Annotated in this window: 29 protein-coding genes; 15 read left to right on the top strand and 14 right to left on the bottom strand. The window is 57.1% G+C overall.

Annotated elements, in window-relative coordinates:
- Nucleotide 1: 1 nt before the first annotated feature.
- On the top strand, nt 2–1,165 hold the full coding sequence (gene bhcC / locus AC2FJF_RS06830) for a 3-hydroxy-D-aspartate aldolase BhcC (RefSeq protein WP_496724105.1): 1,164 nt from the start codon (nt 2–4) through the stop codon (nt 1,163–1,165).
- 11 nt (nt 1,166–1,176) lie between these two features.
- Nucleotides 1,177–2,160 carry an iminosuccinate reductase BhcD gene (gene bhcD / locus AC2FJF_RS06825; protein ID WP_496724103.1) on the top strand — a complete coding sequence of 328 codons (984 nt, stop codon included), beginning with the start codon at nt 1,177–1,179 and terminating at the stop codon, nt 2,158–2,160.
- Nucleotides 2,161–2,215: 55 nt separating this feature from the next.
- Here bhcD and AC2FJF_RS06820 read toward each other — a convergent pair whose 3' ends face one another.
- Together AC2FJF_RS06820 and AC2FJF_RS06815 are read right to left on the bottom strand one after the other, a co-directional pair.
- A complete protein-coding gene (locus AC2FJF_RS06820) occupies nt 2,216–3,001 on the bottom strand; it encodes an inositol monophosphatase family protein (RefSeq protein ID WP_496724101.1) in 786 nt (261 codons plus the stop codon).
- Between the two features lie 96 nt (nt 3,002–3,097).
- Nucleotides 3,098–4,003: a LysR family transcriptional regulator gene (locus AC2FJF_RS06815; protein WP_496724580.1), complete on the bottom strand. Its 906-nt coding sequence runs from the start codon at nt 4,001–4,003 to the stop codon at nt 3,098–3,100.
- A gap of 94 nt (nt 4,004–4,097) precedes the next feature.
- Between AC2FJF_RS06815 and metF the strand changes: the two genes are divergently transcribed.
- A complete protein-coding gene (gene metF / locus AC2FJF_RS06810; RefSeq protein ID WP_496724099.1) occupies nt 4,098–4,964 on the top strand; it encodes a methylenetetrahydrofolate reductase [NAD(P)H] in 867 nt (288 codons plus the stop codon).
- Nucleotides 4,965–5,134: 170 nt separating this feature from the next.
- Nucleotides 5,135–5,785, top strand: a complete 651-nt coding sequence (locus AC2FJF_RS06805; RefSeq protein ID WP_496724097.1) for a J domain-containing protein — start codon at nt 5,135–5,137, stop codon at nt 5,783–5,785.
- 50 nt (nt 5,786–5,835) lie between these two features.
- Here the strand turns inward: AC2FJF_RS06805 and AC2FJF_RS06800 are convergent, their stop codons facing one another.
- Nucleotides 5,836–6,354: a YHS domain-containing (seleno)protein gene (locus AC2FJF_RS06800; RefSeq protein WP_496724095.1), complete on the bottom strand. Its 519-nt coding sequence runs from the start codon at nt 6,352–6,354 to the stop codon at nt 5,836–5,838.
- Between the two features lie 250 nt (nt 6,355–6,604).
- Between AC2FJF_RS06800 and yghU the strand changes: the two genes are divergently transcribed.
- The gene (gene yghU / locus AC2FJF_RS06795; protein WP_496724093.1) at nt 6,605–7,483 is read left to right on the top strand and encodes a glutathione-dependent disulfide-bond oxidoreductase; all 879 of its coding nucleotides are present in this window, start codon (nt 6,605–6,607) and stop codon (nt 7,481–7,483) included.
- A 43-nt stretch (nt 7,484–7,526) separates the two neighbouring features.
- Here the strand turns inward: yghU and AC2FJF_RS06790 are convergent, their stop codons facing one another.
- Both AC2FJF_RS06790 and AC2FJF_RS06785 read right to left on the bottom strand, forming a co-directional pair.
- Nucleotides 7,527–8,315, bottom strand: coding sequence for an SseB family protein (locus AC2FJF_RS06790; protein WP_496724091.1), 789 nt, complete (start codon nt 8,313–8,315; stop codon nt 7,527–7,529).
- Entirely contained in the window at nt 8,308–8,895 is a 588-nt protein-coding gene (locus AC2FJF_RS06785; protein WP_496724089.1) for a uracil-DNA glycosylase family protein, read from the bottom strand. Before AC2FJF_RS06785 ends, AC2FJF_RS06790 begins: the two co-directional genes overlap by 8 nt.
- A 230-nt stretch (nt 8,896–9,125) precedes the next feature.
- Here AC2FJF_RS06785 and AC2FJF_RS06780 point away from each other — a divergent pair, with 230 nt between their 5' ends.
- From AC2FJF_RS06780 to AC2FJF_RS06765, 4 genes are read left to right on the top strand one after another with little or no spacing between them, the layout of a single operon-like run.
- Nucleotides 9,126–9,785, top strand: a complete 660-nt coding sequence (locus AC2FJF_RS06780; RefSeq protein WP_282151737.1) for an ABC transporter ATP-binding protein — start codon at nt 9,126–9,128, stop codon at nt 9,783–9,785.
- Entirely contained in the window at nt 9,763–11,337 is a 1,575-nt protein-coding gene (locus AC2FJF_RS06775) for a KpsE/RkpR family capsule polysaccharide export protein (RefSeq protein ID WP_496724087.1), read from the top strand. The genes AC2FJF_RS06780 and AC2FJF_RS06775 overlap by 23 nt, the downstream gene beginning before the upstream one ends.
- 5 nt (nt 11,338–11,342) lie before the next feature.
- The gene (kdsA, locus tag AC2FJF_RS06770; protein WP_496724085.1) at nt 11,343–12,176 is read left to right on the top strand and encodes a 3-deoxy-8-phosphooctulonate synthase; all 834 of its coding nucleotides are present in this window, start codon (nt 11,343–11,345) and stop codon (nt 12,174–12,176) included.
- Between the two features lie 14 nt (nt 12,177–12,190).
- A complete protein-coding gene (locus tag AC2FJF_RS06765) occupies nt 12,191–13,687 on the top strand; it encodes a phosphomannomutase/phosphoglucomutase (RefSeq protein ID WP_496724083.1) in 1,497 nt (498 codons plus the stop codon).
- A 56-nt stretch (nt 13,688–13,743) separates the two neighbouring features.
- Here the strand turns inward: AC2FJF_RS06765 and AC2FJF_RS06760 are convergent, their stop codons facing one another.
- Nucleotides 13,744–15,693, bottom strand: a complete 1,950-nt coding sequence (locus AC2FJF_RS06760; RefSeq protein ID WP_496724081.1) for an AsmA family protein — start codon at nt 15,691–15,693, stop codon at nt 13,744–13,746.
- A gap of 93 nt (nt 15,694–15,786) precedes the next feature.
- Here AC2FJF_RS06760 and rimO point away from each other — a divergent pair, with 93 nt between their 5' ends.
- Complete coding sequence (gene rimO, locus AC2FJF_RS06755) at nt 15,787–17,181, top strand: 30S ribosomal protein S12 methylthiotransferase RimO (protein ID WP_496724079.1); 1,395 nt, start codon at nt 15,787–15,789, stop codon at nt 17,179–17,181.
- 603 nt (nt 17,182–17,784) lie between these two features.
- Here the strand turns inward: rimO and AC2FJF_RS06750 are convergent.
- The gene (locus AC2FJF_RS06750; RefSeq protein ID WP_058275732.1) at nt 17,785–17,973 is read right to left on the bottom strand and encodes a hypothetical protein; all 189 of its coding nucleotides are present in this window, start codon (nt 17,971–17,973) and stop codon (nt 17,785–17,787) included.
- A 214-nt stretch (nt 17,974–18,187) separates the two neighbouring features.
- Here AC2FJF_RS06750 and AC2FJF_RS06745 point away from each other — a divergent pair, with 214 nt between their 5' ends.
- A complete protein-coding gene (locus tag AC2FJF_RS06745; RefSeq protein WP_496724077.1) occupies nt 18,188–18,430 on the top strand; it encodes a CDGSH iron-sulfur domain-containing protein in 243 nt (80 codons plus the stop codon).
- On the opposite strand, the gene AC2FJF_RS06740 is transcribed toward AC2FJF_RS06745, so the two are convergent.
- From AC2FJF_RS06740 to AC2FJF_RS06725, 4 genes are all read right to left on the bottom strand, one after another.
- Nucleotides 18,431–18,691 (bottom strand): DUF6455 family protein, encoded by a 261-nt coding sequence (locus AC2FJF_RS06740; protein WP_496724075.1) that lies wholly within the window; start codon nt 18,689–18,691, stop codon nt 18,431–18,433.
- 55 nt (nt 18,692–18,746) lie between these two features.
- Nucleotides 18,747–19,022, bottom strand: coding sequence for a DUF6455 family protein (locus tag AC2FJF_RS06735; protein ID WP_496724073.1), 276 nt, complete (start codon nt 19,020–19,022; stop codon nt 18,747–18,749).
- 68 nt (nt 19,023–19,090) lie between these two features.
- Nucleotides 19,091–19,459 carry a YigZ family protein gene (locus AC2FJF_RS06730; protein WP_496724071.1) on the bottom strand — a complete coding sequence of 123 codons (369 nt, stop codon included), beginning with the start codon at nt 19,457–19,459 and terminating at the stop codon, nt 19,091–19,093.
- Nucleotides 19,456–20,163 (bottom strand): M48 family metallopeptidase, encoded by a 708-nt coding sequence (locus AC2FJF_RS06725; protein WP_496724069.1) that lies wholly within the window; start codon nt 20,161–20,163, stop codon nt 19,456–19,458. Before AC2FJF_RS06725 ends, AC2FJF_RS06730 begins: the two co-directional genes overlap by 4 nt.
- Before the next feature lie 122 nt (nt 20,164–20,285).
- On the opposite strand from AC2FJF_RS06725, the gene AC2FJF_RS06720 reads away from it, so the two are divergent.
- Nucleotides 20,286–20,534 (top strand): DUF8831 family protein, encoded by a 249-nt coding sequence (locus tag AC2FJF_RS06720; RefSeq protein WP_108859312.1) that lies wholly within the window; start codon nt 20,286–20,288, stop codon nt 20,532–20,534.
- Here AC2FJF_RS06720 and AC2FJF_RS06715 read toward each other — a convergent pair.
- Nucleotides 20,522–20,797 (bottom strand): DUF167 domain-containing protein, encoded by a 276-nt coding sequence (locus AC2FJF_RS06715; RefSeq protein ID WP_496724578.1) that lies wholly within the window; start codon nt 20,795–20,797, stop codon nt 20,522–20,524. The two genes, AC2FJF_RS06720 and AC2FJF_RS06715, sit on opposite strands and share 13 nt — an antisense overlap.
- A 138-nt stretch (nt 20,798–20,935) precedes the next feature.
- On the opposite strand from AC2FJF_RS06715, the gene AC2FJF_RS06710 reads away from it, so the two are divergent.
- Nucleotides 20,936–21,514, top strand: a complete 579-nt coding sequence (locus AC2FJF_RS06710; RefSeq protein WP_496724067.1) for a nitroreductase family protein — start codon at nt 20,936–20,938, stop codon at nt 21,512–21,514.
- The gene (locus AC2FJF_RS06705) at nt 21,511–22,209 is read left to right on the top strand and encodes an EI24 domain-containing protein (protein ID WP_496724065.1); all 699 of its coding nucleotides are present in this window, start codon (nt 21,511–21,513) and stop codon (nt 22,207–22,209) included. The genes AC2FJF_RS06710 and AC2FJF_RS06705 overlap by 4 nt, the downstream gene beginning before the upstream one ends.
- A 3-nt stretch (nt 22,210–22,212) precedes the next feature.
- Here AC2FJF_RS06705 and AC2FJF_RS06700 read toward each other — a convergent pair whose 3' ends face one another.
- On the bottom strand, nt 22,213–22,488 hold the full coding sequence (locus AC2FJF_RS06700; protein WP_496724063.1) for a DUF1467 family protein: 276 nt from the start codon (nt 22,486–22,488) through the stop codon (nt 22,213–22,215).
- A gap of 21 nt (nt 22,489–22,509) precedes the next feature.
- Nucleotides 22,510–22,914 (bottom strand): methylmalonyl-CoA epimerase, encoded by a 405-nt coding sequence (mce, locus tag AC2FJF_RS06695; RefSeq protein ID WP_058275955.1) that lies wholly within the window; start codon nt 22,912–22,914, stop codon nt 22,510–22,512.
- Between the two features lie 134 nt (nt 22,915–23,048).
- Between mce and AC2FJF_RS06690 the strand changes: the two genes are divergently transcribed.
- Nucleotides 23,049–23,765 (top strand): response regulator, encoded by a 717-nt coding sequence (locus AC2FJF_RS06690; RefSeq protein WP_496724060.1) that lies wholly within the window; start codon nt 23,049–23,051, stop codon nt 23,763–23,765.
- Nucleotides 23,766–23,971: the final 206 nt, after the last annotated feature.

The raw sequence follows: 23,971 nt of genomic DNA, 5'->3' as shown, positions 1-23,971 counted from the left end.
CATGAACAAACCTGTGAACATCAAAGAACTGGAAGTCGGGTTCGACATCCCCGCTGCCATCGGCATGGATGAAAGCGAAATCCAGACCCCTTGCCTGATCCTGGATCTCGATGCGCTGGAGCGGAACATCAAGAAAATGGGCGATTACGCCAAGGCTCACGGTATGCGCCACCGCGTGCACGGCAAGATGCACAAATCCGTCGACGTCGCCAAGCTACAGGAACAGCTCGGCGGTGCAGTTGGCGTCTGTTGTCAAAAGGTATCCGAGGCTGAGGTATTCGCGCGGGGCGGCATCAAGGACATTCTCGTGTCGAACCAGGTCCGTGATCTGGCCAAGATCGACCGGTTGGCGCAATTGCCAAAACTGGGCGCGCGCACTATCGTTTGCGTGGATGACATCGACAATGTCGCCGACCTGTCCAAAGCCGCCGTTGATCACGGCACGGAACTTGAAGTCTTTGTCGAAATTGACTGCGGCGCAGGTCGGTGTGGTGTGACCTCGACCCAGGCGGTTGTCGATATCGCAAAAGCAGTCAACGCAGCGCCAAACCTGAAATTTACCGGCATTCAGGCCTATCAGGGCGCAATGCAGCACCTCGACACCTATGAGGCGCGCAAAGAGAAGCTCGATACAGCCATCGCCATGGTCAAAGACGCGGTTGACGGTTTGAAAGCCGAAGGCATCGACTGCGAGCTGGTTTCGGGTGGTGGCACAGGATCGTACTACTTCGAGAGCAACTCGGGCGTTTACAACGAATTGCAGTGCGGATCTTACGCCTTCATGGATGCGGATTATGGGCGCATTCTGGACGAGAACGGCAAGCGGATCGATCAGGGCGAATGGGAAAACGCGCTGTTCATTCTGACCAGCGTTATGAGCCATGCCAAGACTGACAAGGCCATCTGCGACGCCGGCCTCAAGGCGCAATCGGTCGATAGCGGCCTGCCCTTCATCTTTGGGCGCGACGATGTGGAATACCTCAAGTGCTCGGACGAGCACGGTGTCATCGGCGACCCCGACGGCGTTTTGAAGGTGAACGACAAGCTTCGGCTTGTGCCCGGACATTGTGATCCCACCTGCAACGTCCACGATTGGTATGTCGGCGTGCGCGACGGCAAGGTTGAGGCGCTGTGGCCCGTGTCGGCCCGCGGAAAGGCTTATTGATGAGGGATGCTATGACCACGCAAGATGGCCTGCTGATTGTGGGCGAAGACCTGTGCGAACAGCTGGTGGGCCGCCAACAGGCCTTTGACGCGGTCCAATCCGTGTTTGGTGCGATGGCCAACGGCGGGGCACGGAACTTTCCTGTCATTCGCGAGGCACTGGGGTATGCCGATGCACTGTATGGGTTCAAATCCGGTTTTGATCGGGATGGACAGGTTTTGGGCGTTAAGTCTGGCGGCTATTGGCCGGGCAATGCCGAACAAGGATTGACCAATCACCAATCCACGGTGTTTCTGTTCGATCCCGACACGGGGCGGCTTTCGGCATTGGTGGGTGGCAACTACCTAACGGCCGTGCGAACAGCAGCTTCATCAGCGGTTTCCATCGCACATCTTGCCCGAAAAGACGCCAAAGTGCTGGGCATGGTTGGCGCCGGACATCAGTCGGCCTTCCAGCTACGCGCCGCCGCTGAACAGCGGGACTTTGAAAAAGTTGTCGCCTGGAATCCGCACCCCGACATGCTGCCCCGTTTGGCGGCTGTCGCCGAGGAAATCGGACTGGAATTCGAAGCCGTCAGTCAACAAGAGCTGGGTGCCCAATCGGATGTCATCATCACCATCACCTCGGCATTCGAGCCGCTATTGATGAAAGACTGGATCAAACCCGGCACGCATCTGGCCTGTATGGGCACAGACACGAAAGGCAAGATGGAGGTCGACCCGGCGCTGGTCGCCTCGGCCACCGTTTTCACCGACGAGGTCGCCCAATCCGCGACGATCGGCGAGGCGCAGCACGCTATAGGAAGCGGTACTTTGACCGAAACACAAATCACCCCAATTGGTGCAGTCATCAACGGCGATCATCCCGGGCGGACCAGTGCTGACGAGATCACCCTGTTCGACGGAACTGGCGTGGGTCTGCAGGACCTCGCTGTTGCATCCGTCGCCGCGCGGTTGGCGGACGAAGCAGGTCTGGCGCAACGCGCGACCCTCTAAAAACAAAAAAGCGCGCCTCAATCGGGGCGCGCTTGCGGAATTGCTATGTGACCGGTCAGCCCCGTATCACCTTGGAAAACTGGTCGAAAATCGGCTCGTTCGAACAGATCACTTCACCGTCTTCCAATACGTTGCCTTCAGGGTTTAGCGCCTGAACAAATCCGCCCGCTTCTTGGACGATGATGATTCCGGCGGCCACATCCCAGGAATTCAGGCGACGCTCCCAAAAGCCTTCGTAACGCCCCGCTGCCACATAAGCCATGTCCAGCGCGGCGGCACCCCAGCGGCGCACGCCAGCACAAGCGGGCATCAGACGCGCCAGATCCTGCAGGGTCGCAGGCAGGTCCGAACGGCCACCAAAAGGCAGGCCGGTCGAGAAAATCGACTCGATCATCCGATGACGGCCCGAGACTCGGATGCGCATGTCATTCATCCACGCACCCTCGCCTTTTTCGGCAAAGAACATCTCATCCTTAGCGGCGTCATAGATAACACCAGCGACGATCTTGCCCTTATGTTCCAGCGCGATTGAGATCGCCCAGTGCGGCAGACCGTGCAGAAAATTCGTGGTGCCGTCCAGCGGGTCGACGATCCAGCGGCGGGTCGGGTCTTCGCCGTCAATGGCGCCACCCTCTTCGGCCAGCCAGCCGTAGGTCGGACGTGCGCCCAGCAGTTCCTCTTTCAGGATCGCCTCGGCAGCAATGTCAGCTTTGGACACAAAGTCGCCAGCGCCTTTCATCGACACCTGAAGGTTCTCGACTTCACGGAAATCCTTGACCAAAGAACGCCCCGCCTTACGCGCGGCTTTGATCATGATGTTTAGGTTTGCGCTGCCAACCATTGTCCAAAGGCTCCTGTCCGGTCAAACCGCGCGTATACTGATGCAAAGCGCCCTTGCCAAGAGGAATGATGCGCATAGCAGACCCGCGTTTTTTGCCTATTGCTCTTGCAGCTTGCGCGCCTCGGTCCCGGCCAGCTTGATCAACTCTTGAACAAAGGGTTTTTCCAGATCCTCGCTGCGCACTGCCGCGTAAAGCCTGCGGGTGATGCCGTCCTTGGTCAGGGGGCGGGTGACGTAGTCGGAATTGTACTTCACTTCGCGCACAACCCAGTCAGGCAGCACCGAAATACCGCGGTTCGACGCGACGAGCAAAAGGATCACTGCAGTCAATTCGACCTGCCGGATTGCTGCCGGCTCGACCCGCGCGGGTATCAGCAACTGGCTGAACACATCGAGCCGGGTGCGCTCGACCGGATAGGTAATCAGGGTTTGCCCACGGAAATCCTCGGCTTCGATGAACTCTTTCTGCGCCAGCGGGTGGGATGAGGCAGCAACAAAAACAGCGTCATAGTCAAACAGTTCAATGAACTCGATGCCGGGCAGGTCTTCTGGATCGGACGAAACGACCAAATCGACTTCTTCTTTTTGCAGCGCAGGCAGGGCGTCAAATGCCAAACCCGGGCGGATATCGACGTCCACGTCACCCCAGGATTTCCGGAAAGATTCAAGCACCGGGAATAGCCATTCGAAACACGCGTGGCATTCGATCGCGATATGCATCCGGCCCGTATGCCCATCCCGAAGTGACGTGAATTCCTGTTGTGTGGCCTGGACTTGCGGCAATATTTGTTCGGCCAACCGCAGCAGCCGCAGCCCTGCCGCCGACAGTTTCATCGGCTTGGACCGGCGCAGGAACAGTTCAACCCCCGCCTGATCCTCTAGCCCCTTGATCTGATGGCTTAGCGCGGATTGGGTGATGTTCAGTTGATCCGCCGCACGGGCAAGCCCACCGCATTCGTGGATCGCCTTGATCGTACGCAGGTGGCGGAATTCAATGTGCATTACAGTGATACTCATGTTGTTCTTGAATAATATGAGTTTGTCTCACATTGCCCAAACTGGCACAAGGTCCTTGTACCAATCAAATGAGGCCGTGATGACCAAGCCAGAAATTTCATTCGAGTTCTTTCCGCCCAAGACGCTCGAAGCCTCGTTTCGTCTTTGGGACACGGTTCAGACTCTGGCCCCGTTAGAGCCGCGATTTGTCTCGGTCACCTATGGTGCGGGTGGCACAACGCGGGAACTGACCCGCGATGCGGTGGCGACCCTGCACAAATCCTCGGGGCTGCCTGTTGCTGCGCATTTGACATGTGTTGATGCCTCGCGGCAGGAAACGCTGGAAATCGCGGATACTTTCGCGCGGGCGGGCGTACAGGATATCGTAGCCCTGCGCGGTGATCCGCCAAGCGGTCAGGATCGTTTTGAGCCACACCCCGAAGGTTTTGCAAATTCGGTTGAACTGATTTCGGCCCTGGCTGAGACCGAGATGTTCAACATTCGAGTCGGCGCCTACCCCGACATTCACCCCGAGGCACAAAATGCCCGCACCGATATTGAGTGGCTCAAGGCCAAACTGGATGCAGGCGCAGATGAGGCCCTGACCCAGTTCTTTTTTGAGGCCGAGACGTTTTTCCGGTTCCGGGACGCCTGCGAAAAAGCCGGCATCGACAAGCCTATCGTGCCCGGCATCCTGCCGATCGAGAACTGGAAAGGTGCACGCAATTTCGCCAAACGATGCGGCACGCGCATTCCCCAATGGGTCGAACAGGCGTTTGAAAAGGCCGTGCGCGACGATCGTGAGGATTTGCTGGCTACAGCATTGTGCACCGAGCTGTGCTCGGACCTGATCGACGGGGGCGTGGACAAACTGCATTTCTACACGCTGAACCGGCCGGAATTGACGCGTGATGTGTGTTTTGCCCTTGGCATAACGCCGAAAACTGATCTGCAAAACGTGGCCTGAATGGGGCTCGGGAAAAGGGCGCCTTCACCGGCAGGAATAAAACTGAGAACAATTGCTGCGCACTGCCGCAATTGTTCCTGCAGGCACTTCAATTTTATGTGAAATTTGACAAGTTCGCAGTCCTGTTCAAACTGGGACAGTAACATTTTTTGTAATGAGTATTTTGGGTTATGGAACCTGCTGACAAGATCAATGCCCGCACAGAGGCACTGTATGCGCTAGGGTTAAATCAAAGCGCTACCTCTGATGAAATCAGAAACGCCTGGCGAAACATTGCGTTTCATGGGCACCCTGACCAAGCCGAAGGCGATAGTTCTGGATTTACACGCGCCAAAGAAGCCTATGACCTTCTGCGCAAGGAAGGGCTGGCAGGAAAGGGTATTGGGTCCGGAAAACCCCGACGTCCGAAACTGCGCCGTCGTATTCTTACACTGGAAACCGCCGACATCAACGCATGCCGCGCCCTACTGAACACAGCGTTGCCCGACCGATCGGACGAGGTCGAAACGCCGGAGCCTGAGCTGATGTGCAAATCGGACCATGTGCCCGATGCAGTCGGGTTCTTTGGGCGCCATTTGACATTCTTTGTCTCAACGCCGGTCTATGAAGGTGCAAACCGCGTGGCATTGCCCACGTCGGTTTTGGCGAGCTCACGCCAGACGGAAACCGAGGTACTGAATTTCCAGTCCAACGACTCTGGCGGCGGCGAGGTTGTTGTGCCCGAAGCGATTACTGCGCGTACGTTCCCCGGGGCCAAAAGCGTTCGCATTCGGTTCGATGCCGATCAGCAGATGCGGGACGAATTCTCGTTTGCGCATTGACGAAAAAGCCCGGCTGAAATGAGCCGGGCTTTGACTTGGTGAGTGGCCACTTAGTTTGTAACCGGGCCTTCCGAGGTGAATTTCGGGATCACGCTGGAGGATGCGCCATCGGGTTCGATCCCCGGCCAGTTGCCTTCGGCGAGGTTGATATTGCCTGGCACGTCTTCTTCCCAGAAACCGACGACCACATCGGTGATGTTCAGGTAAAGCTTGTCATCGACGATGCGCCACAGATTCGGGTTCGCAGGGACTTTGCCGCCCTTCGACACACCGTATGCGCAATGTCCGTCATATTGCGGTGCGTAGAAGGCTGGGTTCTCCTGAAATTTGTCGCGGTTCTCTTCAGACGAGAATGCCCAGGTGGCACCATTGTATTCCGCGGTGATATCTGCACGGCCGCGTACAGGTGCGGGCTGAGATTGACCAATCGCAACCTGATCCAGACCGCGGTAGGCGACGACATCGTAGCCGGATACGGCGAACCCGGTGCCATCGATATACTGGTCACCAGCAAAGGCCGGAGCGGCAAGGGTCAGTGCCGCAGCTACAGTCAGGGCAAAACGTTTCATGGTGGTAAGTCCTTTTGTCCTCGGGGTTGTTGATTTGCCCGAACTTGCGGGTCTGAACATACAATAGGTGATTCAGATCGCTTGCGAAGTCCCCCTCGCGTCGCTGTGACGTTGAATGAGAATTCGTGAGATGTCGGGTGAGGATTGTTACAAAAACGCTGCGCTCTGGGGGGTTGGACTCGGTGCTTTGCAACATTAGCTGTTGTGATGGACGGACAATTCACCTGCACTTTGCGAAGAAAGGCAAGAAATGAGCGAGCAACCGACCTATACGCCCCCAAAGGTCTGGACATGGGACAGCCAGAATGGCGGCCAATTTGCCAACATCAATCGCCCAATCGCTGGCGCCACCCACGACAAGGATCTGCCGATTGGACGGCACCCCCTGCAGCTTTATTCGCTGGCCACCCCCAATGGCGTCAAAGTGACCGTAATGCTGGAGGAACTGCTGGCGCTGGGTCACGAAGGTGCCGAATACAACGCATGGCTGGTCAATATCGGCGAAGGCGATCAGTTCAGCTCGGGCTTTGTCGGGGCCAACCCAAACTCGAAAATCCCCGCTCTTTGGGATCGCTCGGGCGACAAGCCGACACGCGTGTTCGAAAGCGCTTCGATCCTGTTTCACCTAGCCGAAAAGTTTGGTGCGTTTTTGCCCGCGTCCGGACCGGAGCGTGCGGAAGTCATGAACTGGGTCTTCTGGCAGATGGGCAGCGCGCCCTATCTGGGCGGTGGATTTGGCCATTTCTACGCCTATGCGCCTGAAAAGTTCCAATACCCAATTGACCGCTTTACGATGGAGACCAAGCGCCAGCTGGACGTTCTGGATCGTGAACTGGCCGACAAGACGTATATCGCGGGCGAGGATTACACCATCGCGGACATGGCGATCTGGCCCTGGTATGGCCAGCTGGTTCTGGGCCGCCTGTACAGCGCCGCAGAATTCCTGGACGTGGAATCCTACAAGAACGTCATGCGGTGGGCCAAGGCCATCGACGCACGCCCTGCCGTTCAGCGGGGCCGCATGGTCAACCGCCCGTTCGGTGAGCCTCATACCCAGCTGCACGAACGCCACGAGGCCAGCGATTTCGAAACCCGCACCCAGGACAAGCTGGAAGCAGCTGCGGAATAATCACAAAAAGCCCCGCAGATCAGTCGTACGCGGGGCCTTTTTCCTATTTCAGAATTGGCGGCTTATCCGGGTTGCTGCCGGGTATCATCTGCGTGACAACGCGGGCCTCTGGCTGTGGCAGGTCGAACCGCAAACCGACCCGCGCCAATGAGGCAGCTGCCTGATCGTGTGCACCGAAGAACCCGACATCCATTGCCCCTGCCTCAATCCCGGAAAACGTCAACGCCTCGGACGCGGCCTTGGCCAGTGCCGGCTCGGCCCCTTCGACCGCACCAATGAACCCAAGCAGGTGACCGGAACCCCCGCCTTCGGATTTCGTTCCGACCAGATATGCGGCCTCTGCCAGCCCAACAGCCGTGGCAAGTTTCGCGTCCAGTGCGGTTAACAAATCGTCGGGCAGACCCGCAGGGGGCAAGAACTCTGCCAACCGTTGCTGAACCTCTTCTGGCCCATGCTGCAAGGTTTCCGCCAGCCATCCCAGCGCCTCGGACGGGATCAGCGTAGAGGACGGCGCAACTTCGAGATTGAGGCCCAGCCCGATCCCCTGCCCCGCCAGCATGGAGGACAATACCCGGCCCGACAACGCCACGTAAGGAACAGGACGTTCGGCAAATCGCGCCAACCGGTCCTCTCGGTCAAAGGCCAGCACAAAGCGCCCATCGGCGACGTCGAACAACTCGGGTGCGATGTTTTCGCCCTTCGCCTCTTCCTTCAGCATCAGAAATAGCTCGCTGTCGGCAAGCCGCTCGAAGAACCGCAATCGCGCTGCATCATCGTTTGGGGCCGCAGTCATTGCGGCGTGGGCAGTGTCCAGGGCCGTGGTTTCAGTCATTCAGAACCTCTTGCACCCGTGCACGCAGAACCGGCAGAAGGTCGGTCTGAAACCACGGGTTTTTCTTCATCCATGCCGTATTCCGCCACGAGGGATGAGGCAAGGCAAAGACGCGCGGCGCATGGTCCCGCCAGTTGCGAACCGTTTCCGTCACCGAGCTGCGCACATGCAGGTGGTATTTATGAGCGTGCCCACCCACCAAGATAGTCAGGGGTATATCCCCCAGCGTTTGCATGACTTTGTTGTGCCAGGTTTTGCCGCACACTGGGGGCGGCGGCAAATCCGCCTTGCGCGCGTCATAGCCTGGAAAACAAAAGGCCATTGGCACGATTGAAACCCGTGACCGGTCGTAGAACACGGTTTCATCTACCCCAAGCCAATCGCGCAAGCGATCTCCGGACGGATCGGTAAACGGCCGGCCCGATTCATGCACCCGCGCGCCAGGGGCCTGACCGGCAATCAAAATCGGCGTCCCGGGCCGAAACCAGACCACTGGGCGCGGCTGATGCGCGGTCTGTGTCGCGGCAAATCTATCCGCGCAGATTCGGCAGGCTGAGATTTCTTTCTGTAGCGAATTCATCAGATGGCAAGGTTTCCTGCATCAAATTGGTTGACGGTCACCCTGAAAGATAGTCAACGCAATGCGTGGGTCCAACTGATGGAAAAGTCACAATACCAACAGCACACGTGCCGGTGCATTGATCATTGCCACCAAAACTCGACATAATATGGCCCACATAAAACGTAGGATAGCAACCCGATTACCGACACATCCGGTACGATTAACAAGGTGCAAGCAGCAGGCCTTCAATGCTTGAGTTTGAGAATGTCAGTAAGTCCTTCTGGACCGGGACACGTCGCAAGGTGATCCTGGACAGTGTCTCGTTTCGGGTCCAACTGGGCCGTTCGATTGGCATTCTTGCACCTAACGGAACCGGCAAGACCACCTTGATCAACATGATGGCAGGTCTGGAAAAGCCCGATGAAGGCGTGATTCGAAAGTCCTGCCGGGTATCTTTTCCTATGGGTTTCACCGGAGGTGTCGCAAACAAACTGTCCGCTCTGGAAAACGCGCGCTACGTCGCCAACATCTACGGGATGGACCCCGATTATGTCGAAGCCTACTGCAAATGGCTATGCGGATTGGGGGAGTATTTCGACCAACCCCTGGCCACTTACTCCAGCGGTATGAAGGGGCGCTTTACGTTTGCTTTGATGTTAGCTCTGGATTTCGACATGTACCTGATTGACGAAGGCATGCCGGCGTCGACTGATGTCGAATTCAACAGGAAGGCCGGCGACATCCTTCGGGAAAAACTACGCACGACAACATTGGTGATCGTGTCACACAGTCCCGCCGTGCTGGAGAAATTTGCGCAAGAGGCTGCCGTTTTGATGGATGGCCAGCTTTATATGTTCGACACCTTGGAAGAGGCAAAGCAGTTATATGACTACCAAACCCAAGGCTAGCATCTACAACTGGCGCCGCAAACGCCGCAATGCGGGAACGGAAGAAGACCGCGCTGACGCCATTTCGCGCATTCGCAACGCGACGCGGCCACCCGCTGCCGCCAATTTCTCAGAGTCCAATACCGAGATTGACGCCATCAAAAACGAGGGGCTGACCGGGCGCCAATTGCGGATGGCACGCAGACTGGCGCAGAAGAACGGGCTGGAGGCGACTTCGGACTATGATGCGGTGCGTTTGCTGCGCCAAAATGGCATCGATCCGTTTCATCGCGCCAATTTGCTGGGGATGGCGGGTGAAACCGCACAGACCGAGGATCAAGCCAAGGACAAGGTCACGATTCATTTGCCGCAAACGGTCAGCGAAGGTGGAAGGACCCTGCCCGGGCCCGAGATGTCCCCTACGCAACGGCGCGAGTTTGAAATTGGCGAAATACAGAAAGACATCGCCCGCCGCCGCCGTCGCAAACTGCTTGCCCTGTTTGCCCGCCTGGCGGTTTTTGTCTTCCTGCCCACCTTTATTGTCGGGTTCTATTTCTACCGCGTGGCGACACCGATGTATGCCAGCGACTCGGCCTTCTCGATCCTTCAGGCGGACGGCGGCGGGGCATCGTTTGGCGGGTTTTTGGCGGGCACACAATACGCCACCGCGCAGGATTCCGTGGCCACACAGGAATTTTTGGAGTCCAAGGATGCCTTGCTGAGGCTTGAGCGTGACATGGGCTTTGAGGAAATTTTCAAGCAGGAGTGGATCGACCCTATTCAACGGCTTTCGCCGGACGCCACTCTGGAAGAGGCCTACAAGCTCTTCCGACGCATGATCACCATCGGGTACGACCCGAGCGACGGCATTATCCGGATGGAAGTCGCGGCCCCTGATCCGCAGATTTCGGTGGCCATCTCTGACCGTCTTCTGTCCTACGCCGAAGAAACCATAAACGGGCTTACAGAACTCAAGCGCGAAGACCAGATGCGCGATGCGCTGGATGGTTTTGAAATGGCCCAGCAGGAACGCAGAAAAGCGCAGGAAGATCTGATCGAACTTCAGATTCAAGGCGCGTTGCTGGACCCTCAGAACGTTATCGCCAGTTTGCGTGGCCGCATAGACGCCATGGAAACGCAGATTCAGGACAAAGAACTACAATTGGCTGCCTTGCTGGACAATCGTCGTCCGAACCAGGCCAAGGTGGATGGTGCCCGTGCGGACATCGCGCGATTTGAGGCTGTGTTGGCAGAACTCAACGCGGAAATGCTGGATGTGTCAGCAGGCGAAAACTCGCTTGCCCGGCTCAGTGTACGAATTCAAATGGCGCAGGCCGATCTTGTTGCCAGGGATATGATACTGCAGACGGCTATGCAGCAAATGGAAACCACACGGACAGAAGCAAACCGCAAAGTGCGCTATCTGACGGTGTCCGTAAGGCCGGTGCCAAGTCAGGAACCCACCTATCCGCGCAAGTTCGAAAATACGATTTTGGCTTTTCTGTTGTTTGCTGGTATCTACCTGTTGATCTCGCTTACCGCGTCGGTCCTTCGTGAACAGGTATCCTCGTAAGACACATGAAACATGTAAAAATCTCCGACCTCACGGTCGGCAATGATCTGCCTCTGACGGTCATTGCCGGCCCCTGTCAGCTTGAAAGCGCGGATCATGCGCAGATGATCGCAGGCAAAATGAAAGAAGCCTGTGATGCCGCCGGTGCGCAGTACGTTTTTAAGGCCTCGTATGACAAGGCGAACCGCACCTCAATTTCAGGTGTCCGTGGACCCGGAATTGCCAAAGGTCTGGACATTCTGGATGATGTGAAAAATCAAATTGGGGTGCCTGTCCTGACTGACGTACATACGCCAGAGCAATGCGCAGACGCGGCCAATGTTTGTGATGTTTTGCAGATTCCCGCGTTATTGTGTCGTCAAACCGACCTGGTGTTGGCCGCAGCCCAAACAGGCGCGGCGATCAATGTCAAAAAAGGGCAATTTCTGGCACCATGGGATATGGCGAACATTGTCGCCAAGATCGAGAGTGTTGGTAACTCGAATATTCTGCTGACAGAACGTGGCACCTCGTTTGGGTACAACACCTTGGTGACAGATATGCGCTCGCTCCCGCAGATGGCGGCGACAGGCTATCCGGTTGTGATGGACGCAACCCACTCGGTTCAGCAGCCTGCAGGGCTTGGAGGTTCGACCGGCGGTCAGCGTGAATTTGCTCCGGTGATGGCGCGCGCAGCCGCCGCCATCGGCGTAGGTGCTGTGTTTATTGAAACACACGAAGACCCGGACAAGTCTCCGTCAGACGGGCCTAACATGATCTATCTGGATCAAATGCCTCAATTGATTGACACATTGATGCGCTTTGATGCATTGGCCAAGGCCAATCCTATACAGATTTGAGTAAGAGCAATAGCATGACCAAACCCATCCCAGAGGTGACCCCGAACACCTGGAGTTTTCTGCGCGATCCGATGATCAAGCCAACCGGCTTTCGCGAATATGACGCGCGCTGGAAATACCCGGAAGAGATCAACCTGCCCGGCATGACCGCGCTTGGCTTGGGTCTGGGCACACAGATGCGCAAGCGTGGGATCGAACCGGTGATCGCGGTGGGTAATGACTATCGCGACTACTCACTGGCGATCAAAAACGCGCTGATCCTGGGCCTGATGCAGGCGGGTATTCAGGTTAAAGATATTGGCCCTGCGCTTAGCCCGATGGCCTATTTCGCGCAATTCCATCTGGATGTGCCCGCCGTAGCCATGGTCACAGCCAGCCACAATCCGAACGGCTGGACAGGGGTGAAGATGGGCTTTGACCGCCCACTGACCCACGGCCCCGATGAGATGTCGGAATTGCGTGACATCGTCCTGAACGGTGAAAGCACCCCGCATGAAGGCGGAACATACGAATTTGTTGATGGTGTAAAAGAAGCCTACATCGACGATCTGGTCGGTGATTTCAAAATGTCCCGTCCCCTGAAAGTCGTATGCGCAACTGGAAACGGAACGGCTTCGGCCTTTGCGCCTGAGATTTTCCAGCGCATTGGCGTCGAAATGGTGCCCAGCCACACCCAATTGGACTATACTTTCCCCCACTATAACCCCAACCCCGAGGCTATGGAGATGTTGCACGACATGTCCGCCTCTGTGAAAGCCAGCGGCGCCGATTTGGCTTTGGGTTTTGACGGCGACGGCGATCGCTGCGGTGTTGTGGATGATGAGGGAGAAGAGATCTTCGCCGATAAGGTCGGTGTGATCATGGCGCGCGATCTGGCGAAACTTTATCCGAACTCGACCTTTGTGGCAGATGTGAAATCCACTGGTCTGTTTGCCAGCGACCCTGAATTGCAGGCCCTTGGTGTTAAAGCGGATTATTGGAAAACCGGCCACAGCCACATGAAGCGTCGGGTCAAAGAGATCAACGCGCTGGCCGGCTTTGAGAAGTCTGGTCACTACTTTCTGGCTGAACCTATCGGGCGCGGCTACGACTGCGGGATGCGGGTTGCCGTTGAAATCTGCAAGCTGATGGATCGCAATCCGGATCAAAGCATGTCGGACCTGCGCAAGGCGCTGCCTAAAACCTGGTCGACGCCGACCATGTCGCCCTATGCAGCCGACACCGAGAAGTATGACATTCTTCAGCGGTTGGTCGACAAGCTGGTTGCCAAGGCAGATGCCGGAGGTACCTTTGCCGGTCGCGCGATCAAAGAGGTTGTCACCGTCAATGGCGCTCGTGTCATTCTGGACAATGGCAGTTGGGGTCTGGTTCGCGCATCCTCAAACACTCCGAACCTTGTCGTGGTCTGCGAAAGCAGCCAGAGCGAGGACGAAATGCGCGCAATCTTTGCCGATATCGACGCGGTCATTCGCACGGAACCCGGTGTGGGCGACTACGATCAAACCATCTAAGCGCTACTGCGTTTCGGGGCACCTTCTGCCCCGAAACCCTTGCGTATTGGCGCTGATTAGTTACCGCCAAACAGCTTCAGCAGCCCCTTGTTCACTTCGTCTTCGAGTTTGTTCTTGATCGCGTCTTCGATCTGATCGCTGTCCGTGATCGTCGTATTCAGCTCGTCTCCGACTTTGTCCAAGACTTTCTGCTTGGCCTCATCTTCAAGCTCTTTGGCCTTTCCTTCAGCAACAGCCTCGATAACTTTGGTCAGATCTGGCTTAATCGACGGGTTGCTCCACGGTCCGACGATTTTCACTGGCACTGCAATGCCGTTGCCCGAATTCGCGCGCAGCGCAACAGGCGTGAAAAGATAGTCGATATCGCGGTTGCCGATTCCGACCCGACCGGAACCGTCGGCCCGGAAGTTATCCAGGGACATCAACAGGTCGTTGTTCCACAACACCCCTTGATCCATGGTGAAGCTGGCGGACAGGCTGTTGAATACGGTTGTGCCGCCCTCGCCCCCGCTGCGGCCCATCAGGCGGTCCAGATCAAACCCCGAGATCACGCCCTTGCCCACGTCCACACGACCCTTGCCGCTGAGTGAGCGCACGATCTGATCCTCGGACTGTCCAACTCCCAGAAACTCAAACGACCCTGATCCGGTGCCGGACAACCGCTCGATCCCGCCAAGAGCGGACAGAGCTTGCTGTACGTCCATGCCATTCGCGGTCAGGTTACCGCCGACCGACAAACCGTTCCGGTTGTTGGCAACCACTTGCCCGTTCAGATGCCCTGAAAACAATGTGGCAGGATTCATCTGAAGAACCGCCCTGGATCGATCAAGGTTAAGCGTCAGATCGCTGGGTCCCAGCGTCAGGCCCGGTACGGCAATGGAATTGGCTTTGAGGCGGATTTTGCCATTCGCCAAGGCCAGCGCAGACGCATCAATCGGGGTGGTCGACCACCCTTGGTCAGGCGACGGCGCCGACCCTCCGACAGCGCCACCAGGCGTATCATTGAATTGAGTAAGATCCAGGTCACCGCCTTCCAGCCGTGCGGTAATCTGCGGCGGGTCCGAGATAACGATATCTGCCTCGCCGGTCAGGCGATTATTATCCAGCAACGCCACCAAATTGCGCAGTGAAATCCGACCATCGCTGGTATAGGTCATTTGCCCGGCCACGTCAGCCTCGCGCCCAAGACCCAATGGCACCCCAACACCGGCCTGACCAAAAGCAGCCAGCATACGTTCCGTGTTCGTCGTTTTGGCCAGCATTCTGCCATCCATTTCACCAGCCAGATTGACCCGCCCTACAAAGCCGAACTCTCCGCCGGGCGCGGTCATGGTCAAATCCAGCGGCGTTACCGCGCCGGACGCGTAAGCTGGCAGATCTTGAATCTTGAGGTCGACATCGACCGCCCCCCCGGGCACTGCCATCTGAGCCTGAACCTGCAGAGGCGCCGAAACGTCCGGCCAACTGGCCGCCAGATCGACATTGGTAAAATTGAACTTAGTTGCGCCGTTTTCGATATAGACCAAACGTGCATTCGTCAGCTTCAAGTGATCCAGCGTCACCTCGCCCTGCTGCCCTTGCGGTGCCGCGCCACTTGCAGCGCTTGCCGAGGCTGTGTTTTCGGGTGCCGAAAGTTCCCAATTCCCTCGCCCATCCGAAAGTTCCAACCGCAGAACCGGATTATCGGCGATCACCCGTTTGATGCGCAGGTCCCCGGAGATCAGCGCAGCAGCATCAACCCCCACGGCCAGGCTTTCGGCGCTCAGCATTGGTTCAGGACCGGCCCATTGTGCATTTCCAAAAGTCACCGGACCGGTTTCCAGCCCCAGCACGGGCCAGAAAGACAGGTTCACATCACCCGTAAGCTTCAGATCACGCCCGGTTTGGGTGCGGACCTGCTCGGCCAATATGGTGGCCAGCTTGTCGCCGGGCATCAGCAGCAAGGCCCCGATGACCAAGCCAAAAACCGCCACCAACAGGAAAACTATGCGCAACAGCCGCTTCATATTCTGCTCTCCGCCTTTTTCATGCGTTAAAAAGATCATCCAAAGCCTGCGCCGCATTTGCAAGGGGAAGCGTTCCCCACTATATGCCGCGCAATGACAACGAACCCGCCAAACCTCCGCCCCGACCTGGCGCCTGCCGCCCGGATGCCCGAGACGCCACGTTCGAACCAGCCAACAATTGGCATGGTATCCTTGGGCTGCCCCAAGGCCCTGGTCGATAGTGAGCGCATTCTGACGCGCCTGCGTGCCGAAGGATACGGCATCTCGCCCGACTATTCAGGCGCGGATGCCGTGATCGTGAATACCTGCGGGTTTCTCGACAGTGCCAAGGCCGAGTCGCTGGACGCGATCGGCGAGGCGCTGGTCGAGAATGGCAAGGTCATCGTGACCGGCTGTCTGGGCGCGGAACCGGATTACATCCGCGAACATCACCCGCGCATCATGGCTGTTACCGGCCCGCATCAATACGAGCAGGTACTGGATGCGGTGCATTCGGCAGTGCCGCCCGATCCTGATCCGTTTGTGGACCTGCTGCCTGCTGCAAGCGTACAGTTGACCCCCCGCCATTACAGCTATCTCAAGATTTCCGAGGGCTGTAACCACAAATGCAAGTTCTGCATCATCCCTGACATGCGCGGCAAGCTCGCCAGCCGCCCGGCCCACGCGGTGCTGCGCGAAGCCGAAAAGCTGGTCGACAATGGCGTGCGTGAATTGCTGGTGATCTCGCAGGACACATCCGCCTATGGGTTGGACCGGAAGTATGACGTAAACCCGTGGAAGGACCGCGAGGTGCGCAGCCACATCACCGATCTGGCGCGTGAGCTGGGGCAATTGGATGCATGGGTTCGGCTCCACTATGTCTACCCCTACCCGCATGTGCGCGAGTTGATCCCCCTGATGGCCGACGCCGGATGCAACATCCTGCCCTATCTGGATATTCCGTTCCAGCATGCCCATCCAGACGTTCTGAAACGCATGGCGCGCCCGGCAGCGGCAGCCAAGACTTTGGATGAGATCGCCGCATGGCGCGCAACCTGCCCGGACATCACGCTACGGTCGACCTTTATCGTCGGTTATCCGGGCGAGACCGAGGCCGAGTTCCAGACCCTTCTGGATTGGATGGACGAGGCGCAACTGGATCGTGTTGGCTGCTTCCAATACGAAAACGTCGATGGCGCGCGATCAAACGACCTGCCGGATCACGTTCCAGCCGAGGTCAAACAAGAGCGTTGGGAACGCTTCATGGAAAAAGCGCAGGCCATCTCCGAGGCTAAGCTGGCCGCCAAGGTCGGCCAGACCATCGACGTGATCGTGGACGAGGTTGATGACGAAGCCGCCACGTGCCGCACCAAGGCGGACGCGCCCGAGATCGACGGGAACCTGTTCATCGATGAAGGTTTCGATGATCTGAAGCCTGGTGACATCCTATCGGTCGAGATCGATGAGGCCGGCGAATACGATTTATGGGGCAAACGCACCTGGCCCTAATATGCCCGTTCACCCCAGATGGGCAGAGCGTGATTTAAGTTTATTGGCTTGAGCCGGGATTTTCCCGGACCATAAATGGAAACCTCAACTTGCTGGAAGGAGGGTTTTCATGTCGTACCTTCGTGCAATCTCTTTCAATTGCATGGCCGCGATACTTGCATCCCAACTTTTTACTGGCCCGGCAACTGCAGGCAGCATCACCGTTGGAACGAGCGGCCAAGCTGTTGTTGGGTCAAAATCGCAACATGTTCATAACAGCAATAACATCCGCATTCACCGGCACTATTACTCTCCGAAAGTCTACACACCAAAAGTCTACCACGCAAAACCGACCCCTAAGAACGCGCCCTACGTTCAGCAAAAGCAAAAAAAGAAATCCTATCGCTACCTTTATGCACCACGGTACGAGTCAAGGCGTCAACACTATCACCGCAAGTCGTTTGGGCACGGATTTTGACGGCTGGGGAGGCGATGATTGCCCATTTTCGGCACATTCTGATCTGACCCGCGCCGGCCTAAAGCGGGCACAAAAAAACCGCCCAACAAGGGCGGTCGGATGCGTTGAGTAAGCGGGCGGCCAAAACAAGACCGCCCGCAGAATTCTTACTGAGCGACCGGGTTACAGATGGTCTGTCCCGCTTCGGTCGTGGCCAGCTCGGTTCCAGCCGGGCAGCTCGGTGTGCCGAACTTGTCGTATTCAGGCGTGATGTAAACCGGCGTCGGCTCTTCCTGCTGCGAGCATGCAGCCAGAACCAGGGCAATTGCGCTAACGGCAGCAAATTTAAGTTTCATGTCCGTCATTCCTCTAAAAATTTTCTCATATTGCCCTATTATCTGGGGCCAGTCTCAAAATACGACCTCGTTGATATTATTGCAACAAAATCAATCACAGTTTTGTGAGAACGGCAAAACCATGCTGCTTGCATAAAGAAACATAAGCGCTCTACACGCCCCCGCGATGGCCTTATAGTTGTTTCACGACATTAGCCAAAAGCGGAGCAGCCACATGTCAGATGAGCCGAAACCTGCCCAAAAAGCCCCCTACCCGGTCGAAGTGACCGAAGGGAAAACCTATTTCTGGTGTGCTTGCGGCAAGTCAGAGCGCCAGCCCTTCTGCGATGGTTCACACAAGGGAACCCAGTTTGAACCAGTGAAGTTTACTGCCGAGACCAGCAAGAAGGTGTTCTTTTGCGGGTGCAAACAAACGGCCAATCCGCCGCTGTGCGACGGTTCGCATTCCAAGCTCTGACTAAGTCTTCAAAGCGTTCAGCGTTTCTGCATTCACGCAGAATTCAGGGGCCGAATCGGCTTTGACCTGTTGTTTCGACAACCACAATTCGCATTGGTCGCTGCACCCAGACGCACGACAGCGCGTCACGATCTCCGCATAACCATTGGTGGTCAACCGCCCCTCGGCCATCGCTTCGGTCAACGAAACATCCATACATCTGGCTACCGACCGGGTTAGCCAAAAGTGTTTCTCCACGTCGCCCAGAGTATCTCGGGTCATTGGCAAGTCTGCCTTTTGTTTGCACAAACGCGGCGATGGCGCGGCATGATTTTTCTTATCCGTCGCGCTTGCTTTCCGACAGCGAAGTGAGGCGGTCAAACAGGGACGTGTTCCTGCAGTATTCCGGGGTTTTCTGGTCTTGGGCAGATTGTGCCAGAAATTGCGCGCAATGATCGGGGTTCGAACAATCTCTGCAACGCAGGACCGCATCAGAGATCTGGTCAATCGAGACGTCACCGCCTATGGCCGCATCTTCCAGATCGACCCCGACGTGGGTTGCCATCTGGTCGACCAGTTCCGCATGTCGTTTCAGAGTATTTTTGCCAAGCATTGCGCTGTCTCCCTGTCGCACAGTTCTGGCAGGATAGCGCAGCGGCCCGAACAGGCATTTGACTCAGGTCAAGACCCGGCACCGATATGGTCCAGATAGGCGCGGGTCGCATCCTGCACCCTGCGAAACCGGACACCGCCCAGTTTTTTGCCGCCGTACCAGCGGGTGACAATGATGACGTGGCCCTCCAGTCCGGCCCTTTCGAGCATGCGCAGGATAACCATTCCGGCACCGCTTTCTCCATCGTCAGCCTTGAGAGCCCCTGTCGGCAAGATCGCCGCCCAGGTATTGTGCGTCGCCTTGGCATAGGCTTTGTCGGATTTGAGATCTTGCAGCACGGCATCCACGTCCTCGCGCATTTGCACCGCAGCTCCCGACACCGCGTATTTTGACCCACGATCTGTCAGGATTACACCCAGCCTTGTTATTTGGGTCATTGCGTCAGCCCAAGTTTTCGGGCGGTGTTCTTAACCATCTGCACACGCTGCGCATTCGGCGGATGTGACGCCAGAAAACTGTCCTCCGGGTCCGGGATGCGGTCAAAGTACTTTGCGCCGATCAACGGGTTGTATCCGGCATTGTGGGTAATAATTGTGCCCAACTGGTCAGCCTCAAGCTCGAAGGCCTTGACGTTCAATTGAACACCCACTTCCGCCCCAATTTTCTGTGTTCGCTCCAGGTCTTCGCCCTCTTCTCCAAAGAGCTTGCCCAGATTGTTGAATATTGCAGCGCTTTCTTGCGCGTTTTTCGACTGGCGGGGGATATGGCGCAGAAGGTGATGGGCCGCTTCATGCCCAAGGACAAAAGCCAGTTCATTTGGGTTTTGTGCTGACTGAATCATGGAACGGGTCATAATGATCACCGGCTGGCCTCTGTTATCCAAGGTCTGAAACGCATTCGCTTCCGCCTGTGGATTGAGATCAACAAGAACCGTGAAATCGCAATTTTTGACTTTGGCCCGCTTCAGACACTCTGCCCGGGCTTCCTTGCCGATGGAGCGGCTGACATCTCGAACCGCGGCCGCCTCTACCTGATACTCACCCAAGGTCCCCGACCATTGGGTCGCGGGCTGCAATCGCATCTCGCCAGCACTACAGGCCGCCAGAAAAAGAGGAAGAAACAAACAGATCAGACGATACATTCATAATCCTTTGAAACGGTTGGCCCGTTTTCACGACCATAGCGCGGAGCCGCGCCAATCACCACAGCCCGATTGGTAAGGTACGGGTTGCATTGCATTCGGCTGACCTGCACTCTGCTTTCATGTTTTCGATTGAGCATGAATTCGACTCGACAGTCATTACTCTGGTGGACGAAGGCCCCAAGCCTTTGCAAGAGGATGTCGTCATCAACAGCTTCGCCGAATGTGTGACGCTTGAACAATTGGACCCGCGCACGGATCAGATTCAGAGGATCACGTTGTCCCCAGAACAGGTGCGCGATCTGGCGGCGGCTTTGGACTTGCCGGAAGGCGTGTACCAAATCCGGGAAACACCGGATCAGGGTGAATAGACAAATACCTTGTCGCGCGACGTCTGCCCCCGCTTGAGGATCAGAGTGGACGGTGCCACCCCCATGGCCACGGCCAAAATGTTGCGCACCGCCTCGTTTGCCTTGCCATTTTCGGGCGGCGCGGTGACGGTGATGCGAATGTTTCCCTGATCGGTTAAAATCCCATCCTTCGCAGCTTTCGGCGTGACCCGGACCTCGATCCCTTCATCGGGTACGGCGTGCGCGCTCAGATCCGGTACATTTCGCAGCTTTGGTTTGGCCATCTTCCCTCTCTTCTTCTTGAACATCCTTGCACGAACGCTCAGGGAGTGAAATTGATCTCCTGCATCCAGCCACTTGCCCTTGAAACCCGCCAGATGTTCAACCACATACACAACCGCCTATGTAAAGGAAGTTAACATATGTCCTTGAAGAATCCGGCCGCTCTGGAGTTTCTGCAATCGCGACGGTCGCGCCCTGCGAAAACGCTGATTGAACCCGCCCCGACGCGGGACCAGCTGTTGCCCCTGCTGACCGCCGCCGCACGCAGCCCGGATCATGGCAAGCTGGAACCCTGGCGTTTTATCGTGCTTGAGAAAGGTGCCATGCCGCGCCTGGCGCAGCTGACCGAAGACTGCGGTGCTGCCCTTGGTAAAACTGCTGAGGATATCGCCAAGGCCCGCAGTCAGTTTGACATGGGCCATCTGGCGGTCGCCGTGATCGAGGTACAAAAACCCTCCGCGAAAATCCCGGTGATTGAACAAACCTATTCCGCCGGCGCAGTGTGCCTGGCTTTGCTGAACGCGGCGCTTGCTGCGGGTTGGGGCGCGAACTGGCTGTCCGGTTGGCAGACCCACAACCGGGACTTTTGCAAAAAGGCGTTCGGGCTACAAGATAATGAGCGCGTCGCGGGTCTGGTCCATATCGCGACCGAGGGCAAAGCACCGCCCGAAAGACCCCGCCCTGACGTGGATGGGTTGACGCAGTGGGTTTCGGAATGACCATTCTCAACGCCTTTTTTGCAGCGCTGGGACAGATCGGCGACCCAAAGTTCCGGGCTGTCCTGTTGCGCGGCGTTGGTCTGACGATTGTTTTGCTGATCGCCGCATGTGCTTTGGCGATCTGGCTGATAAACAGGCTGTCGGGGAACGAGATCTCTCTGCCCTTTATCGGTGCCGTGCCGTGGTTGAACGACGTGCTGAATTATTCCGGCATCTTTGTCGTCCTGATCCTGCCCGTATTTCTGATGGTCCCGGTGGCCTCGGCGATTACGTCGATGTTTCTGGAAGACGTCGCGCAAGCGGTCGAAGACAAGCATTACCCATCTTTGCCTGCTGTACCCGGCATTCCATTCAGCGAAAGCCTGCGCGACGGGCTGAGCTTCATGGGAGTTCTGATCGTTGCCAACCTGCTGGCCCTGATTCTCTATGCAATCTTTACCCCACTCGCTCCCTTCATCTTCTGGGGCATGAACGGTTTCTTGTTGGGGCGGGAATACTTTACGCTGGCGGCCATGCGCAGGTTGGGTCGCGAAGGTGCACGTAAGCTGCGCGCCAAACACGCAACGACCATCTGGATGGCAGGCATTTTGATGGCGATCCCGCTATCCGTGCCCCTGGTGAACCTTGTGATCCCAATCCTTGGGGTCGCAACGTTCACCCATATCTACCACAAGCTATCAGGGTCTATGGCTTAAAGATCAGCGCTGCGGCTCCAGCTGGTTCAGCCAGTCGAAGTCTCGCACGGAAATCATGCCGGACAGGATGATGCCTGCGATAATGGCCCAGAGCACCACCGTGATACCGGTGGTGATCCACATCTTTTTCTTCAGGTGATGCTCTTCAGGTGCGCCCGCGTGGGTGCCCGGAACGATATCACCCAGATCGCCCTGCGTCTTGATGCGGATTGGCAGCACCACCAGCAAGGTCATGAACCAGATCACAGCGAACAGAACGGCCGCACCAGTAATCGACATCTTATCCCCTCCGGGGTTAGGTTACACCTGTTCCAGTTCGACCAGGCAGCCGTTAAAATCTTTGGGGTGCAGGAACAGCACCGGTTTACCATGCGCACCGATCTTGGGCTCACCCGAACCCAGCACGCGCGCGCCGGTTTCTTTCAGGTGATCGCGGGCAGCGATGATATCCTCGACCTCATAGCAGACATGGTGGATGCCGCCAGCGGGGTTCTTTTCCAGAAACCCGTTGATCGGGCTGTCATCGCCCATCGGATAAAGCAGTTCGATCTTGGTATTGGGCAGTTCGATGAACACAACTGTGACGCCGTGATCCGGCTCATCCTGCGGCGCGCCGACTTTCGCGCCCAGCGCGTTGCGATACTGCTCCGAGGCGGCCTCAAGATCGGGTACGGCAATGGCTACGTGGTTCAGGCGACCAATCATGGAACTCTCCTCTGTTCTGCGTTGCAGCGGTTATGGGGGCTGATTGAACAAAGAACAAGTGCGCCAAATTGCCGTTAACGCCCTGTTAGCCAGAAGTTCCTAGCGTGACGTATCTGCTGATTAGGAGTTCCGCCATGGACGATTCGAGCCCCTTCGCCTCTCCCGCGCAGCCGACGGCCACGCGGCCCCTGCTGGGACAAACTATTCTGGTTGTGGAAGACAGCCGCTATGCCTGCGACGCCATCCGCTTGATGTGCCTGCACAGCGGCGCGCGCATCAGGCGGGCGGATTGCCTGCAATCGGCACGGCGTCACCTGCAGATCTACCGCCCGTCTGTCATCATCGTGGACATGGGTCTGCCGGACGGGTCCGGCGCGGATCTGATCGCTGATCTGTCTGAGGCTGCGCCCCGCATTGGGGCCATTCTTGGCATGTCCGGGGATGACCACATGAAACGCACCGCAATGCGGGCCGGTGCCGACGGGTTTTTAGCGAAACCCCTCAAATCGCTGGCCTATTTTCAGACGTCCATCCTGGAACGTTTGCCCGAAGATCGCCGACCCAGCAGCCTGCATGCCGTCCGGGATGAGATCATTAACGCCGATCCGTTGGCCTATCAGGATGACATGGCGCATATCGCCGACATTCTGGCCGGTCCGAATGATCAGCGCACGCTGGATTACGCGGCACAGTTTCTGCGCGGGGTTGCCCGCGATGCCGAGGATACGGTTTTGGCCGAAGCGGCCCAGCGGCTTGCCGAGTCGCGGGCAGACGGAACCCCAGTAACGGCCGTGGCCGCTCAGGTCGCCGGGATTGTGCAGACCCGTTTGGAACAGCGTGAGGCGATTTGAGATGATGACCGCTTACTTCATAACCGCAACGATCTTGTGCCTTTGGGTCTACTGGCAAACCCGCGCCACCGCCCGCGATATTCGCTCTAGCCGGAAGTCATTTAGGGACCCATGGGAATAGGTCGCCAACAAACGGGCTATGCAGACCTGCGACCAAGCGATGAATACCGGTCCATAGCCATGACCTTTGTACAAGCACAAGCCAT

This window comes from Ruegeria sp. CDSB013 (assembly GCF_059611165.1).
This window is presented reverse-complemented; position numbering and strand designations above follow the sequence as displayed.